The sequence below is a fragment of the Streptomyces sp. NPDC032198 genome (assembly GCF_040636975.1).
Taxonomy (GTDB): domain Bacteria; phylum Actinomycetota; class Actinomycetes; order Streptomycetales; family Streptomycetaceae; genus Streptomyces.
Genome location: NZ_JBEZVL010000001.1, coordinates 961371 through 977849, shown reverse-complemented (window position 1 = coordinate 977849; position 16479 = coordinate 961371). Strand labels below are relative to the sequence as shown.

The 16479-nt window shown below is 72.1% G+C and carries 13 protein-coding genes and 1 pseudogene; 12 read left to right on the top strand and 2 right to left on the bottom strand.

Features of this window, described 5'->3' with window-relative positions; all coding sequences use genetic code 11:
• Positions 1–268 precede the first annotated feature (268 nt).
• Together AB0E78_RS04540 and hemW are read left to right on the top strand one after the other, a co-directional pair.
• Complete coding sequence (locus AB0E78_RS04540; protein WP_361828131.1) at positions 269–2188, top strand: SpoIIE family protein phosphatase; 1920 nt, start codon at positions 269–271, stop codon at positions 2186–2188.
• 93 nt (positions 2189–2281) lie between these two features.
• On the top strand, positions 2282–3514 hold the full coding sequence (gene hemW, locus AB0E78_RS04535; protein WP_361828128.1) for a radical SAM family heme chaperone HemW: 1233 nt from the start codon (positions 2282–2284) through the stop codon (positions 3512–3514).
• Between the two features lie 103 nt (positions 3515–3617).
• Here hemW and AB0E78_RS04530 read toward each other — a convergent pair whose 3' ends face one another.
• Positions 3618–4442: a DUF3097 domain-containing protein gene (locus AB0E78_RS04530; RefSeq protein WP_361828126.1), complete on the bottom strand. Its 825-nt coding sequence runs from the start codon at positions 4440–4442 to the stop codon at positions 3618–3620.
• Between the two features lie 35 nt (positions 4443–4477).
• Complete coding sequence (locus tag AB0E78_RS04525; RefSeq protein ID WP_361828563.1) at positions 4478–5215, bottom strand: MBL fold metallo-hydrolase; 738 nt, start codon at positions 5213–5215, stop codon at positions 4478–4480.
• Positions 5216–5423: 208 nt separating this feature from the next.
• Between AB0E78_RS04525 and hrcA the strand changes: the two genes are divergently transcribed.
• The 10 genes and pseudogenes from hrcA to AB0E78_RS04475 all read left to right on the top strand — a co-directional run bounded on the left by hrcA (position 5424) and on the right by AB0E78_RS04475 (position 16433).
• Positions 5424–6440, top strand: coding sequence for a heat-inducible transcriptional repressor HrcA (gene hrcA, locus AB0E78_RS04520; RefSeq protein ID WP_351160429.1), 1017 nt, complete (start codon positions 5424–5426; stop codon positions 6438–6440).
• Positions 6441–7577, top strand: a complete 1137-nt coding sequence (dnaJ, locus tag AB0E78_RS04515; RefSeq protein WP_361828118.1) for a molecular chaperone DnaJ — start codon at positions 6441–6443, stop codon at positions 7575–7577.
• Positions 7578–7747: 170 nt separating this feature from the next.
• Entirely contained in the window at positions 7748–8845 is a 1098-nt protein-coding gene (locus AB0E78_RS04510; RefSeq protein ID WP_361828115.1) for a nitronate monooxygenase, read from the top strand.
• Positions 8842–9597 (top strand): 16S rRNA (uracil(1498)-N(3))-methyltransferase, encoded by a 756-nt coding sequence (locus tag AB0E78_RS04505; RefSeq protein ID WP_361828112.1) that lies wholly within the window; start codon positions 8842–8844, stop codon positions 9595–9597. The genes AB0E78_RS04510 and AB0E78_RS04505 overlap by 4 nt, the downstream gene beginning before the upstream one ends.
• Before the next feature lie 27 nt (positions 9598–9624).
• Positions 9625–10018: pseudogene (locus tag AB0E78_RS04500) on the top strand (VOC family protein).
• Positions 10019–10132: 114 nt separating this feature from the next.
• Positions 10133–10726, top strand: a complete 594-nt coding sequence (locus tag AB0E78_RS04495) for a hypothetical protein (RefSeq protein ID WP_361828110.1) — start codon at positions 10133–10135, stop codon at positions 10724–10726.
• A 51-nt stretch (positions 10727–10777) separates the two neighbouring features.
• On the top strand, positions 10778–14005 hold the full coding sequence (locus tag AB0E78_RS04490) for a S41 family peptidase (protein ID WP_361828560.1): 3228 nt from the start codon (positions 10778–10780) through the stop codon (positions 14003–14005).
• Between the two features lie 144 nt (positions 14006–14149).
• Positions 14150–14503 carry a histidine triad nucleotide-binding protein gene (locus tag AB0E78_RS04485; protein ID WP_361828107.1) on the top strand — a complete coding sequence of 118 codons (354 nt, stop codon included), beginning with the start codon at positions 14150–14152 and terminating at the stop codon, positions 14501–14503.
• A gap of 6 nt (positions 14504–14509) precedes the next feature.
• The gene (locus AB0E78_RS04480; protein ID WP_361828105.1) at positions 14510–15418 is read left to right on the top strand and encodes a ribonuclease Z; all 909 of its coding nucleotides are present in this window, start codon (positions 14510–14512) and stop codon (positions 15416–15418) included.
• Positions 15419–15431: 13 nt separating this feature from the next.
• On the top strand, positions 15432–16433 hold the full coding sequence (locus tag AB0E78_RS04475; RefSeq protein WP_361828103.1) for an adenosine deaminase: 1002 nt from the start codon (positions 15432–15434) through the stop codon (positions 16431–16433).
• The last annotated feature ends 46 nt before the right edge of the window (positions 16434–16479 follow it).

Below are 16479 nucleotides of genomic sequence, written 5' to 3'. Positions count from 1 at the left end.
CGGACAGCAGGATACGCAGATCGGAGGTCGCTTCCGGGGCGTTCTCCGCGATGTTTTCTGATGCCGCGTCCGGATCGTTCCCGGTGCACGACTGTGGTGTCGAAGCTGGTTTCGGTGCCGGAATCCGACCGTAACCGAGCGCGGGCATAGCACTGTTCTCACTCATAGCGGCCCACTTCAGTAACTCGGTGCTTATGGGCGTGGCCAGTCTGTCACTCTGTCCGTGTCGCCTGAGGCGTATTCGACCGAACTGCTCAGGAGCCGAAACGTGGGGTCCATTCCGATGCAACGGGAGACCACTTTCCGTGCGTCCGCCCAGCCGGGGTACCAGCCCGGCCCGCCGGCGGTGGTGTGCACATCGCTGCCCGGAAACCCGTTGGCGCCCGCCGCCGCACGCAGGTTCGTGCGCGCCGCGCTCGCCGACTGGGTCGAGCTCGCCGTGCCCGCGGCCGCGGGTGTCACCGACCGCCTGGCGGACGATGCCGTGCTGCTGGTCAGCGAACTGGTCACGAACGCCGTCGTGCACGCGGGCACCACGGTCGAGCTGTTGTGCCGGCTCGACGAGGCGGGCCTGGGGGAGAGCACCGACACCCTGGTCATCGAGGTCTCCGACCATCACCCCGCCCGCGCGGTCCGCAGCGAGCCCACGCCCCAGCCGCCCGGCACGCCCGAGTACGGCCGCGGCCTCCAGCTCGTCGCGACCCTCTCCGACTCCTGGGGCATCACCTACCGCACCGGCACCAAGGCTGTCTGGGCTCGCCTCCCGGTCGGCGGCGTGCAGGCAGGCCAGGAGATCGAGTCGTACGCGAGTGAACAGGCGATGCAGCGAGGGCTGCGCACCGCCGAGATCCTCGCCCCGCTGCCGAGACGGATCACGCACGACACGGAGTGGGTCAACCGCGGCGCGCTCACCTTCCTCGCCGAGGCGTCCGACCTGCTCGCCGGGCAGTTCGACGAGGACCTGGTGGCCGCACTCGCCGGTCAGCTGCTCGTGCCGCGGCTCGCGGACTGGTGCGCGGTATGGCTCGACGACGAGTCGGAGGCCGCGCCGCGCGGCGCCGTGAGCGGCGGCCCCGGCTCCCGGCTCGCCCGCGTCTGGCACACCAGCGAGCAGCGCATGGAGGAACTGCGGCGCAGCCTGGAGAAGGACCCGCCCCTGCTGCCCGAATCGGCCGGCTCCGGCGCCGTCCCCGTGAAGTGGCCCGGCGAGGCCCTGGCCGACGAGGGCGGCACGGCCCTGGCGTACCGCCTCACGGCGGGCGGTCGCGCGCTGGGCACGCTCATCATCGGGCGGGCCGGGATGATGCGCTTCGCCGACGAGGTCACCGGCCTCATCGAGGACTTCAGCCGACGGGTCGCCCTGGCCATCAGCGCGGCGCGGCGCTATCAGCGCCAGGCCACCATCAGCCAGGTCCTGCAGCGCGGACTCCTTCCGAGCTCCGTCGCGGACATCCCCGGCGTGCAGAGCGGCGTCGTGTACGAGCCGCGGGACAAGGGCGGGCCCGGCGGCGACTTCTACGACGTGTTCCAGGCGGGCAAGGGCCGCTGGTGCTTCGCCCTCGGCGACGTTCAGGGCAAGGGCGTCGAGGCGGCCGTCGTGATCGGCCTCGCCCGGCCGTGGCTGCGCCTGCTCGCCCGCGAGGGGTACGAGGTCGCGGAGGTGCTCGACCGCCTCAACCAGCTCCTCCTCGACGACGCGACGGAGGCGGCGGACGCGGCGGCGGCGGTGGTCGCGGCGGCGGGCGGCCAGATCGTGCCGCCGGACGGGGCCACCTCCCGCTTCCTCTCCCTCCTCTACGGCGAGCTGGTCCCCATGGACGACGGCGGCGTCCGCTGCACGGTGGCCAGCGCGGGACACCCGCTGCCGCTGCTGCTCTCCCCGGACGGCACGGTCCGGGCTGCGGCCTCGCCCCAGCTGCTGCTCGGGGTCATCGACGACGCGACGTACGCGAGCGAGAGCTTCGACCTGCGCACGGGGGACACGCTGCTCTGCGTCACCGACGGGGTGACCGAGCGCCGCACCGGGCAGCTGATGTTCGACGACGGCGACGGTCTCGCGAAGGCCCTCGCGAGCTGCGCGGGCCTCGACGCGTCGCTGATCGCGGAGCGGATCAAGAGGATGGTGCACGAATTCTCGGAGCGGCCGCCGGACGACGACATGGCGGTCCTGGTCCTTCAGGCGCAGTAGGCGGGCGGATCCGGTGCGCGGTGCGGGGTTTCTCCGCGGTGCCGGGTTCCTCCGCGGTGCGGGGTTTCTCCGAGGTGCGGGACAATCGAAGGTATGCCTTCCGCACTGCCCGATGGTGAGCCCATGCCCGAGGACGGGTCCCTGCCCGCGTCCGCCCTCGCGGGTGCGGGGACACGTCCGCTCGGCTTCTACCTCCACGTCCCGTATTGCGCCACGCGCTGCGGCTACTGCGACTTCAACACGTACACCGCGACCGAGCTGCGCGGCTCCGGCGGCGTGCTCGCCTCGCGCGACAATTACGCGGACACCCTGATCGACGAGGTACGGCTCGCGCGCAAGACCCTGGGCGACGACCCGCGCCCGGTGCAGACGGTCTTCGTCGGGGGCGGTACGCCGACGCTCCTGGCCGCAGCCGACCTCGTGCGCATGCTGGGAGCGGTCCGGGAGGAGTTCGGGCTCGCGGACGACGCGGAGATCACCACCGAGGCGAACCCGGAGTCCGTCGATCCGGCCTACCTGAGCGAACTGCGGGCCGGTGGCTTCAACCGCGTCTCCTTCGGGATGCAGAGCGCGAAGCAGCACGTACTGAAGGTGCTGGACCGTACGCACACCCCCGGCCGGCCCGAGGCATGCGTGGCCGAGGCGCGGGCGGCGGGCTTCGACCACGTCAACCTGGACCTCATCTACGGCACGCCGGGCGAGACGGACGACGACTGGCGGGCCACCCTCGACGCGGCGATCGGCGCCGGGCCCGACCACGTCAGCGCCTACGCCCTGATCGTTGAGGAGGGCACGCAGCTCGCGCGCAGGATCCGGCGCGGCGAGGTGCCGATGACGGACGACGACGTGCACGCCGACCGGTATCTGATCGCCGACGAGGTGCTCGGGGGCGCGGGATTCTCCTGGTACGAGGTGTCGAACTGGGCCACGTCCGATGCCGGGCGGTGCCTGCACAACGAGTTGTACTGGCGCGGGGCCGACTGGTGGGGGGCCGGGCCGGGGGCCCACAGCCACGTGGGGGGCGTGCGGTGGTGGAACGTCAAGCATCCCGGGGCGTACGCGGGCGCCCTCGCCGCCGGCCGGTCGCCCGGGGCCGGGCGGGAGGTTCTCGCCGCGGAGGACCGGCGGGTGGAACGGATCCTGCTGGAGCTGCGGCTCCTCGAGGGGTGCCCGTTGTCCCTGCTCCACCCCGCGGGCCTCGCGGCTTCCCGCCGGGCGCTCGCCGATGGGCTTCTTGAGGCGGGGCCCTACGAGGAGGGGCGTGCCGTGCTGACCCTGCGGGGGCGGTTGCTGGCGGATGCGGTGGTGCGGGACCTGGTGGACTGACCGCAGAATCACCGGCTCCGCCGAGTTCGTCCTCAAACGCCGGACGGGCTGACATAGCCGCGCAGCGGCGGCGCAGTCCGGCCCCGCAGGCGTCGGCGGCGGTCTAGGACTCGGTCCCCGTGACGAAGTCGATCAACTCCTCCACGCGGCCCAGAAGCGCCGGTTCAAGATCGCGGTAGCTGCGCACCGAGCCCAGGATCCGCTGCCAGGCCGCGCCAGTGTTGGGCGGCCAGCCCAGGGCCTCGCAGACGCCCGTCTTCCAGTCGAGCCCCCGCGGCACGCGCGGCCACGCGGCGATCCCCACCGAGGACGGCTTCACCGCCTCCCACACGTCGATGTAGGGGTGCCCCACCACCAGCGCCGACGAAGAACTCACCTGCGCCGCGATCCTCGACTCCTTCGAACCGGGCACCAGGTGGTCCACCAGGACGCCGAGTCGCGCGTCGGGGCCGGGGGAGAACTCCTCGACGATCGCCGGGAGGTCGTCGATGCCCTCCAGGTACTCGACGACCACGCCCTCGATCCGCAGGTCGTCGCCCCACACCCGCTCGACGAGCTCCGCGTCGTGGCGGCCCTCCACGTAGATCCGCCCCGCGCGGGCGACCCGGGCCCGCGCACCCGGCACGGCCACCGAGCCGGAAGCGGTGCGCGAAGGACGTACCGGCGAGGAGGCGGCGGACGGGCGGACCAGCGTCACCGTCCGGCCCTCCAGGGCGAAGGCACCCGGAGTCATCGGGAAGACGCGGTGCTTGCCGAAGCGGTCCTCCAGGGTCACCGTCGGACCCTCCGCCGTCTTCTCGCAGCGAATCACCGCCCCGCAGAAGCCGGTGCTCAGCTCCTCCACCACGAGGTCCGCCTCCGCGGCGACCTCCGGGACGGGCTTCGGCTTCTTCCAGGGCGGGGTCAGGTCCGCGGAGTACTGGCGCATTTTCCCGACGATAGGAAGAAGTGGGGGGAGGCTCGCTACGACACGCCGAAGCGGGCCGCCAGTGTGGCCCGTTGCGCACGGACAAATGCCGCATCGACCACCGCACCGTGCCCCGGCACGTACAGCGCGTCCTCCCCGCCCAGGTCGAGCAGCCGGTCGAGCGCGGCAGGCCACCGCTTCGGGACCGCGTCATCACCGGCCTGCGGTTCACCCGACTCCTCGACCAGGTCGCCGCAGAAGACGATCTCCGGGGAGTCCGCCGTGCCGGGGACCAGGACCGCCAGGTCGTGGCCCGTGTGTCCCGGGCCGACGTTCGCGAGCAGCACCTGCACGCCGCCGCCCAGGTCGAGCGTCCACTCCCCGCACACCGTGTGGTGCGGGTGGACGAGCAGGTCGGCGGCCTCCGCCGCCGCGTCCGGCGCGACCCCGTGCCGCACCGCGGACTCGCGCAGCTCGTCGCGGCCCTTCGCGAGCAGCGCGTCGAGGCCCACCGCGCCGTACACCTCCACGCCCGCGAACGCCGCGGCGCCGAGCACATGGTCGAAGTGCGGGTGCGTCAGGGCGAGATGAGTGACCCGGCGGCCCCCGCCGAGGATGCCGCGCGCCTGGGTGCGCAGCTCCGCCCCCTCGCGCAGCGTCGCCCCCGCCTCGATCATCAGCGCCGATTCACCGCCGACGACAAGCCCCGCCGTACAGTCCCAGACCGGGAGGCGCCGCCGTCCCACATGCGGCGCGAGCCGCTCCCACCCTGCCTCGTCCCAAGCCGGCGTCACGTTCATAAGGCGACGCTAGCGCTGTGCGGGCGGCTCGGCAGCCGCCCGCTCACCCGCCGGACCGAGACCGGGGGTCCGGCCCTTGCCGGGGCCGTACCTCGCGGCCGTACACTGGGCGCGGTGCAAGGCTGGCACTCACCCGCGGGGAGTGCCAGGCGGACCACGGGGCAGACAGGTTTCAGGGCGAAAAGGTGGAGGTGTTGCGCGGATGCTCAGTGAACGCAGGCTCGAGGTGCTGCGCGCCATCGTCCATGACTACGTCGGCACCGAGGAGCCCGTCGGCTCCAAGGCGCTCACCGAGCGGCACAGTCTCGGTGTCTCACCGGCCACGGTCCGCAACGACATGGCGGCGCTGGAGGAGGAAGGGTTCATCGCCCAGCCTCATACGAGTGCCGGGCGCATCCCGACCGACAAGGGGTACCGCCTCTTCGTCGACCGGCTCGCGGGCGTCAAGCCGATGGCGGCGCCGGAGCGCAGGGCCATCCAGAACTTCCTCGACGGCGCCGTCGACCTCGACGACGTCGTGGCGCGCACGGTGCGGCTGCTCGCGCAGCTGACCCGGCAGGTCGCGGTCGTGCAGTATCCGTCGCTCACGCGGTCGACGGTGCGGCACGTGGAGCTGCTCTCACTGGCTCCGGCCCGTCTGATGCTCGTCCTGATCACGGACACGGGCCGGGTCGAGCAGCGCATGATCGACTGCCCCGCCCCGTTCGGCGAGACCTCGCTCGCGGATCTGCGGGCGCGGCTCAACAGCAGGGTCGCGGGCCGCCGCTTCGCGGACGTGCCGCAGCTCGTGCAGGACATGACGGAGTCCTTCGACGCGGAGGACCGGGGCACCGTGGCGACGGTGCTCTCCACACTCCTCGAAACCTTGGTCGAGGAGACCGAGGAGCGGCTGATGATCGGCGGAACGGCCAATCTCACCCGCTTCGGACATGACTTTCCCCTCACCATCAGGCCCGTCCTGGAGGCTCTTGAGGAGCAGGTCGTCCTGCTCAAGTTGCTTGGCGAGGCGACGGATTCGGGCATGACCGTACGGATCGGTCACGAGAACGCCCATGAGGGACTCAGCTCTACGTCCGTGGTCTCCGTCGGCTACGGTTCGGGCAGCGAGGCAGTAGCCAAACTCGGCGTGGTCGGCCCGACCCGCATGGACTATCCGGGAACGATGGGAGCAGTACGCGCAGTGGCACGTTACGTCGGACAGATCCTGGCGGAGTCGTAAGTGGCCACGGACTACTACGCCGTACTAGGCGTGCGCCGCGACGCTTCCCAGGACGAAATCAAGAAGGCCTTCCGGAGGCTTGCGCGAGAGCTTCACCCGGACGTGAATCCGGATCCGAAGACTCAGGAGCGCTTCAAGGAGATCAACGCCGCGTACGAGGTGTTGTCGGACCCGCAGAAGAAGCAGGTCTACGACCTCGGCGGTGACCCGCTGTCCCAGGCGGGCGGCGGCGGTGCGGGCGGTTTCGGGGCCGGTGGCTTCGGCAACTTCTCGGACATCATGGACGCGTTCTTCGGGACGGCGTCGCAGCGTGGCCCCCGGTCGCGCACGCGCCGTGGCCAGGACGCCATGATCCGGCTCGAGATCGACCTGGACGAGGCGGCCTTCGGGACCACCAAGGACATACAGGTCGACACGGCGGTCGTATGTACGACCTGCAGCGGTGAAGGTGCCGCGCCGGGGACATCCGCTCAAACGTGTGACATGTGCCGCGGTCGCGGCGAGGTGTCGCAGGTCACGCGGTCGTTCCTCGGCCAGGTCATGACTTCGCGGCCGTGCCCGCAGTGTCAGGGCTTCGGCACGGTCGTGCCCACCCCCTGCCCCGAGTGCGCCGGCGACGGCCGCATCCGGTCGCGGCGGACGCTCACCGTGAAGATCCCCGCCGGTGTCGACAACGGCACGCGGATCCAGCTCGCGGGCGAGGGCGAGGTCGGCCCCGGCGGCGGCCCCGCGGGCGACCTGTACGTGGAGATCCACGAGCTGCCGCACGCCGTGTTCCAGCGGCGCGGGGACGACCTGCACTGCACGGTCACCATCCCCATGACGGCCGCGGCTCTGGGCACCAAGGTGCCCCTGGAGACGCTGGACGGCCTGGAGGAGGTCGACATCCGGCCGGGCACGCAGTCCGGCCAGTCGGTGCCGCTGCACGGCAGGGGCATCACGCACCTGCGGGGCGGCGGTCGCGGTGACCTCATCGTGCACGTCGAGGTCCTCACGCCGAGCAAGCTGGACGCGGAGCAGGAGCGGGTCCTCCGGGAGCTCGCGGTGCTGCGCGGCGAGGAGCGGCCCACCGGGCAGTTCCAGCCGGGGCAGCAGGGTCTGTTCTCGCGCCTGAAGGACGCGTTCAACGGTCGCTGAGATTCCGGTGCTCCGGTGCCGGAGGGTTTGCCCTCCGGCACCGGAGCATTGTCGATTTCTGCGGGGTGTCGGGTGGGTGGGCGGGAAAGTCTGTAGCCCGCGGCAGGCGCCCGCGGGCCCGCTGTGAGGCGCGATTCGGCCCCCCGGCCAGGTCATGGCACGATGCGTTCATGTCCTCCGCACTGACCGATCTCTGCCGCCTTCCGATCGTGCAGGCCCCCATGGCGGGCGGCGCTTCGTGCCCTCAGCTCGCCGCGGCCGTCTGCGAGGCCGGGGGGCTCGGATTCCTCGCCGCCGGGTACAAAACGGCCGACGGGATGTACCAGGAGATCAAACAGCTGCGGGGGCTCACGAGCCGGCCGTTCGGCGTGAACCTCTTCATGCCGCAGCCCGAGTACGCCGATGCCGCCGCCGTCGACGTCTACCGCAACCAGCTCGCCGGAGAGGCCGCCTGGTACGAGACGCAGCTCGGCGACCCGGACAGCGGCCGCGACGACGGCTACGACGCCAAGCTCGCGATCCTCGTCGAGGACCCGGTGCCGCTGGTGTCGTTCACCTTCGGCTGCCCCACCCGTGACGTCTTCGACGCCTTCGCACGGGTCGGCACGATCACCGTCGCCACCGTCACCTCGCCCGAAGAGGCGCAGACCGCCCAGTGGTCGGGCGCCGACGCCGTGTGCGTGCAGGGCATCGAGGCGGGCGGCCACCAGGGCACCCACCGCGACAACCCCGAGACGGACGGCGCCGGGCTCGGCCTCCTCTCGCTCATCGCGCAGGTGCGCGACACCGTGCAGATCCCGGTCGTCGCGGCCGGAGGCCTGATGCGCGGCTCGCAGATCGCCGCGGTGCTCGCGGCCGGCGCGGACGCCGCGCAGCTCGGCACGGCCTTCCTGGTCTGCCCCGAGTCGGGCGCCAACGTCCTGCACAAGCAGGCCATGACCAACCCGCTGTTCACCCGCACCGAACTGACCCGGGCCTTCTCGGGACGCCCCGCGCGGGGCCTGGTCAACCGCTTCATGCGCGAGCACGGGCCGTACGCCCCCGCCGCCTACCCCCAGATCCACCACCTCACCAGCGGCCTGCGCAAGGCCGCCGCCAAGGCCGGTGACGCGCAGGGCATGGCGCTGTGGGCGGGCCAGGGCCACCGCATGGCGCGGGAACTGCCCGCCGGGCAGCTCGTGGAGGTCCTCGCGGCCGAACTGGCCGAGGCGAAGGACGCGTTGGCGGCCGGCGGGCAGCAGGGGACCCAGCCCGGGAGCCAGGCGTGACCGCGCCCGTTTTCGTTGTCGAGACCTTCGGGACCTTCGAGAACACTGCCGCGGGCGGCGGACGCTTCGTGCTCGACGGTCCCGAAGGGCGCCACGCCGTCTCCGTGAAGCGGCTGCACGCCGGTGAGGACATCGTCCTGACCGACGGGGCCGGACGCTGGGCCGACTGCGTGGTCCTTGACACCGAGGGCAAGGACCGGCTGATCCTGCGGATGGACTCCGTACGGGAAGAGGCGCCGCAGGAGCCCCGGATCACCGTCGTACAGGCGCTGCCCAAGGGCGACCGCGGTGAACTCGCCGTCGAGACCATGACGGAGACCGGCGTCGACGCGATCGTGCCCTGGTCCGCGTCGCGCTGCATCACGCAGTGGAAGGGCGAGCGCGGGCTCAAGGCGCTCGGCAAGTGGCGTGCCACGGCGCGCGAGGCGGGCAAGCAGTCCCGCCGGGTGCGCTTCCCCGAGGTCGCGGACGCCCTGTCCACCAAGCAGGTGGCGGCGCTGCTGGGCACCGCCGACCTCGCCGCGGTCCTGCACGAGGAAGGCAGCGAACCGCTGGCCACGGCGGACCTTCCGGCGGCCGGGCACATCGTCCTGGTGGTCGGCCCCGAGGGCGGCGTCTCCCCGGACGAGCTCGCGGCGTTCGCGGACGCGGGCGCGAAACCGTACCGCCTGGGGCGTAGCGTGTTGCGTACGTCGACCGCGGGGACGGCGGCGGCCGCACTGCTCCTGGGGCGCACGGGCCGCTGGTCCTGAACCCCCGCTCCGGGTGAGGGAGATGCCGTGGAACTGGCCCAAGTACGACTGCTCGTAACGGACTTCCGTGCCTGCTACCACTTCTACGCCGACATCCTCGGCCTCAAGCCGCAGTCGGGGGCGGTGGACGGACCGTACGAGAAGTTCAGCCCGGCGGCCGGTTCCGCGGGCATCGCGCTCCAGGACCGCTCCATGATGGCCCAGCTCCTCGACGAGCTGGAGGAGCCGGCGACCGGACACCGCTCACTGGTGGTGCTGCGGGTCGACGACCTCGACGCCCACTGCCGCCGGATCGCCGAACGCGGTGGCACCATCGCCCAGGGCCCCGCCCCCCCTCACGGACCGCATGCGAGTCGCCCACCTCAAGGACCCGGAGGGCAACTTGGTGGAGTTGCAGGAGTGGCTGCTGCTGCGCCCCTGAAGGCACCGTCCCGAAGGGGCCTTGGGAGTTGGACGCAAAGATGCCTGTCGTCAGGCGGCGCGCGATGGCACTCTGCCGCCCATGGGGGCATTGAGGCGCTTACGTGATCGTGCGGTGGACGTACGCGGACGGCGGCGGGTGCTGTGCGCCGTCGGCTTCGCGGGGGCGGCGGTGATCGGGGTCGCCGCGTGCGATCCGGCCGACGGAGGCATGAACACCGCGGTCATCTCGATCACTACCGACGAGATGGCGACCAAGGAACTGGAGCGGCAGCACCTCGACGTGCTGTGGATCAGCTGTACCGCCCGCTACAAGGACAAGGTCACCCCGTCCAGTGAATCCCCGGACCGCGATGCCGTCGCCACCGTCGACTGCCAGGGACAGGCCAAGAAGGACAAGGGCTCGAACGGCACCAGCACCATCAGCGTCAAGGGCACGGTGTGGTCCGTCGTCGACGGACACTGCGTACGCGGGAACCTGACCGCCGATGTCGACGGCAAGCAGTGGTTCCGGGTGGACGTCCTCGGCGACTGCGCCGGCGGTGACGACGGAAGCGACAACGGTGGTGACAACGGCGGTGACGACGGCGGAGACCACGGCGGCGATCAGCCGGACCAGCCGCCCACGGCGACCGTGACGGTGACCGTCACGCCCGACCCGCCGCCCCAGCAGCCCGCTCCCACGTGCTCGTGCTTCAAGGGCAAGTGATCCAAAACGCTGTCCGGTTCCGCCGAGGCTGCCTAGGCTGGCCGGGTGACACTGACTGGGCACCCTGCGTATCTCCGGTTTCCGCATCTGCGCGGCGAGTTGGTCGCCTTCACCGCCGAGGACGACGTCTGGGTCGCTCCTCTCGAAGGTGGCCGGGCATGGCGCGTCAGCGCCGACAACATGCCGGTGAACCACCCCCGCATCTCCCCGGACGGAACGACCGTCGCCTGGACGTCCACGCGTGACGGCGCCCCCGAGGTGCACGTCGCCCCGGTCGACGGCGGCTCCTCCAAGCGCCTGACGTACTGGGGCAGTTCCCGCACGTCGGTGCGGGGCTGGACCCCGGACGGACAGGTCCTCGCCATCAGCACGTCCGGCCAGGCCTCGCTGCGCCGCAGCTGGGCGCGGGCCGTTCCGCTGGACGGCGGGCCCGCGGACACGCTGCCGTACGGGATCGTGGGGGACGTGGCGCACGGCCCGCGCGACGGCCAGGTCCTGCTGCTCTCCGCGCCGATGGGGCGCGAGGCCGCCTGGTGGAAGCGGTACCGCGGTGGCACGGCCGGCAAGCTCTGGATCCGGCGCGGCGACACGGACGACGAAGGCGGCGACGCCCGCTTCGTACGCGTCCACGAAGAGCTCGACGGCAACATCGAGTACCCGCTGTGGGTGGGTGAGCGCATCGCCTTCCTCTCCGACCACGAAGGCGTCGGCGCCGTCTACTCCTCGCTGCCCGACGGCTCCGATCTGCGCCGGCACACCAGTGTCGAGGGTTTCTATGCCCGGCACGCCGCCACCGACGGCACCCGCGTCGTGTACGCGTCGGCGGGTGAACTCTGGCTCCTGGACGACCTGGTGGACGCCGAGCCGCGCCGTATCGACGTCCGCCTCGGCGGCCAGCGCACCGACCTCCAGCCGTACCCCGTCACCGCCGCACGCTGGTTCGGCGCCGCCACCCCCGACCACACGGGACGGGGCAGCGCCGTCTCCGTGCGCGGCGGCGTGCACTGGGTGACCCACCGCGAGGGGCCCGCCCGCGCGCTCGCCGCCGAGCACGGGGTGCGCGCACGGCTGCCGCGCACGTTCCGCGTCGACGGCGAGGAACACGTCGTGTGGGTGACGGACGCGGAGGGCGACGACGCGCTCCAGTTCGCACCGGCCACGGGGCTCGCGCCCGGAGCCACACCGCGCAGGATCGCCGCCGGGCAGCTCGGCCGGGTGCTCGGGCTCGCCATGGCGCCCGACGGCAGCCGCGCCGCCGTCGCCTCGCACGACGGGCGGGTGCTCCTGGTGGAGCGGGAGAGCGGCGAGGTGCGCGAGGTCGACCGCGGGGAGCACGGGGATGCCACCGGGCTCGTCTTCTCGCCGGACTCGGCCTGGCTCGCGTGGTCGCATCCGGGGCCGAGTCCGCTGCGGCAGCTCAAGCTGGCGAACACCGCCGATCTCTCGGTGTCCGAGGCGACGCCGCTGCGGTTCCGTGACTACGCGCCCGCGTTCACCCTGGACGGCAAGCATCTGGCGTTCCTGTCCGCGCGCGCCTTCGACCCCGTCTACGACGAGCACGTCTTCGACCTCGCCTTCGTCGGGGGTTCGCGGCCCCACCTGATCACGCTGGCCGCCACGACTCCCTCGCCCTTCGGGCCGCAGCGGCACGGGCGCCCCTTCGAGGCGCCCGACAAGGACGAGACCCCGGACAGCGAGGGCTCGCCCGTCACCCGCATCGACCTCGACGGTCTCGCCGACCGCATCGTGCCCTTCCCGGTCGAGGCCGCCCGCTACTCGACGCTGCGGGCCGCCAAGGACGGCGTCCTGTGGCTGCGGCATCCCGTGCGAGGCGTCCTGGGCGCGTCCCGGGCCACCCCGTCCGATCCCGACCCGCAGACCGAGCTCGAACGCTACGACCTCGTACAGCAGCGCATCGAGGAACTGGCATCCGACGCCGATCACTTCGCCGTCAGCGGCGACGGCAAGCGGGTCCTGCTGTGGGCCGACGGAAAGCTGAAGGTCGTGCCGAGCGACCGGCGGGCATCCGGTGACGACAGTTCCGACTCGAACATCACCGTCGACCTCACGCGGGTCAGACAGACCGTCGATCCCGCCGCCGAATGGCGCCAGATGTACGACGAGGCCGGGCGTCTCATGCGGGACAACTTCTGGCGGCCCGATCTGGGCGGGGTCGACTGGGACGGCGTACTCGACCGGTACCGCCCGGTCCTGGACCGGGTCGCCACGCACGACGACCTCGTGGACCTCCTGTGGGAGGTGGCCGGTGAGCTCGGCACCTCGCACGCGTACGTCATGGGGGGCGGGGCCTGGGGGAGTGCGGCGGTGCGGCAGGGGCTGCTCGGCGCGGATCTCTCGCGGGGCGCGGACGGGGCGTGGCGGATCGACCGCATCCTGCCGTCCGAGACGTCGGACCCCGCCGCCCGGTCGCCGCTCGCCGCGCCCGGGGTCGCGGTGCGGGCCGGGGACGTGCTCCTCGCCGTCGCGGGGCGTCCGGTCGATCCGGTGACGGGTCCTGGACCGCTCCTAGTGGGTACGGCGGGGAAGCCGGTGGAGCTGACGATCTCGCCCTCGGGCGGCGGCGATCCGCGGCACGCCGTGGTCATCCCCGTCGACGACGAGGAGCCGTTGCGGTACCACGCCTGGGTCGTGGACCGGCGTGCGTACGTCCATGAGCGGTCAGGGGGGCGGCTCGGGTATCTGCACGTGCCGGACATGCAGGCTCCCGGCTGGGCGCAGATCCACCGGGACCTGCGGGTGGAGGTGGCCAGGGACGGCCTGGTCGTGGACGTACGGGAGAACCGTGGCGGGCACACGTCCCAGCTCGTGGTGGAGAAGCTGGCCCGGAAGATCGTGGGCTGGGACCTGCCGCGGGGCACACAGCCGTACAGCTACCCGGCGGACGCGCCGCGGGGCCCCGTCGTCGTGGTCGCCAACGAATTCTCCGGTTCCGACGGGGACATCGTGAACGCGGCGATCAAGGCGCTGGGGATCGGGCCCGTGGTGGGCACGCGGACGTGGGGCGGGGTCATCGGGATCGACAGCCGGTACCGGCTTGTGGACGGGACGCTGGTGACGCAGCCGAAGTACGCGTTCTGGCTGGAGGGGTACGGGTGGGGCGTCGAGAACTACGGGGTGGACCCGGACGTGGAGGTGGTGACGACGCCGGAGGACTACGCGTCGGGCCGCGACCCACAACTGGACGAGGCCATCCGCCTGGCCCTCACGTCCCTGGACACAACCCCTCCCAAGACGGCCCCGGAGCTGCCGGGGGGCTGAGGCGGGGCGGACATACGGCCGCGTTGGTGCTGCGGGGCGTTCGGGCAGGGAGGGCGCCGCGGGGTGAGGGAGGGGCCAGGCCAGGGCGCGGCCCGGATAGCATGCGGGGGGCCACAGTGAACCAGCTAGGACCGGAGGCGCCCCATGGCGGGAGAACCGCAGGCTGACTGCCTGTTCTGCAAGATCGTCGCAGGGGACGTACCCGCGACCCTCGTCAGGGAGACGGACACGACCGTCGCCTTCCGGGACATCAACCCGCAGGCCCCCACCCACATCCTGATCATCCCGAAGGCGCACTACCCGGACGCCGCCTCCCTCGCCGCCGCCGAACCGGCCGTCGCCGCCGACGTCCTGCGCGAGGCAGGAGAGGTCGCCGCCGAGGAGAAGGCGGACAGCTACCGCATCGTCTTCAACACCGGCTCCGGCGCGGGCCAGACCGTCTTCCACGCGCACGCCCACGTCCTGGGCGGACGCGGCCTGCAGTGGCCCCCCGGATAACTCGCCTTGTCCGTACGCGAACTGGTGGTCCTCGGCACCGCGAGCCAGGTCCCCACCCGGCACCGCAACCACAACGGGTACGTCCTGCTCTGGGACGGCCACGGCATCCTCTTCGACCCCGGCGAGGGCACGCAGCGGCAGATGCTGCGTGCCGGGGTCGCCGCGCACGACCTGCACCGGATCTGCGTCACGCACTTCCACGGCGATCACTCGCTGGGACTGCCGGGCGTCATCCAGCGGATCAACCTGGACCGCGTCCCGCACGACGTGACGGTGCACTTCCCGCGCTCGGGGCAGCACTTCTTCGACCGGCTGCGGTACGCCACCGCCTATCGCGAGACCGTCTCCCTCGTGCAGCAACCCGTCGCGGATGACGGGCAGTTGGCCGCCACCCCCTCCTTCACGCTGGACGCCCGCAGGCTCTCGCACCCCGTCGAGTCCTTCGGCTACCGCATCACGGAGCCCGACGGCCGGCGGATACTCCCGGAGCTGCTCGCCGAGCACGGCATCGCGGGACCCGACGTGGGACGCCTGCAGCGGGAGGGCGAGCTGCGGGGCGTCACGCTCGACGACGTGAGCACGGTGCGGCGGGGGCAGAAGTTCGCCTTCGTGATGGACACCCGGCTCTGCGACGGCGTCCACGCCCTCGCCGAGGGCTGCGACATGCTCGTCATCGAGTCCACCTTCCTCGACGAGGACGAGCGGCTCGCCACCGACCACGGTCACCTGACCGTGGGGCAGGCCGCCCGGGTCGCCGTGGACTCCGGCGTCCGGCATCTCGTGCTGACCCACTTCAGCCAGCGCTACCCCGACCCCGGCGTTTTCGAGCAGCAGGCCCGGGAAGCGGGATTCGACGGTGAACTCACCGTCGCACAAGACCTGTTGCGTGTACCTATGCCCAAACGAACCACCTGAGTGAGCCGCCGCCATGCCCCTTCCCAAAGCCGAACTCCACCTCCACATCGAGGGCACCCTCGAACCCGAGCTGGCTTTCTCCCTCGCCGCCCGCAACGGCGTCACCCTCCCGTACGCCGACACCGAAGAGCTCCGCAAGGCCTACCTCTTCGACGACCTGCAGTCCTTCCTCGACCTCTACTACGGGCTGATGGCCGTCCTGCGGACCGAGGAGGACTTCGAGGAGCTCGCCGACGCGTATCTGGCCCGGGCCGCCCGGCAGGGCGTGCGGCACGCCGAGATCTTCTTCGACCCGCAGGCGCACATGGTGCGCGGCGTCCCCATCGGCACGGTGATCGAAGGGCTCGGGCGCGCCCTCGACCGCAGCGTCGAGCGGCACGGCATCTCCACCCGGCTCATCATGTGCTTCCTGCGTGACGAGTCCGCCGAGTCGGCCCTGGAGACGCTGGAGGCCGCCAAGCCCCATCTGCACCGGATCATCGGCGTCGGCCTCGACTCCGCCGAGGTCGGCCACCCGCCCGCCAAGTTCCGTGAGGTGTACGAGGCGGCGGCGGCGCTCGGCCTGCGCCGGGTCGCGCACGCGGGCGAGGAGGGGCCGCCCGCGTACATCACGGAGGCCCTGGACGTCCTGGGTGTCGAGCGCATCGACCACGGGCTGCGCTGCGTGGAGGACCCGGAGCTCGTGGAGCGCCTCGTGCGGGAGCGGATTCCGCTCACCCTCTGCCCGCTGTCCAACGTCCGGCTGCGCGCCATCGACGTACTCGAGGAGCATCCCCTCGCGTCGATGATGGACGCCGGGCTGCTGTGCACGGTCAACTCCGACGACCCCGCCTACTTCGGCGGCTATGTCGACGACACCTTCCACGCCGTACGGGAAGCCCTCGCGCTCGACCAGGAGCGGCTGCGGGAGCTCGCCCGGAACTCCTTCGAGGCGTCCTTCCTCGACGGCGGCGCGGAGGAAGAGGCGCTGCGGGCGCGCTACCTCGCCGAGGTCGCGGACTATTCGTTCGACTGACCGCGGAGGGCCGCGGCAGGGGCGCCGGCCCCCGGACGCCGGACGG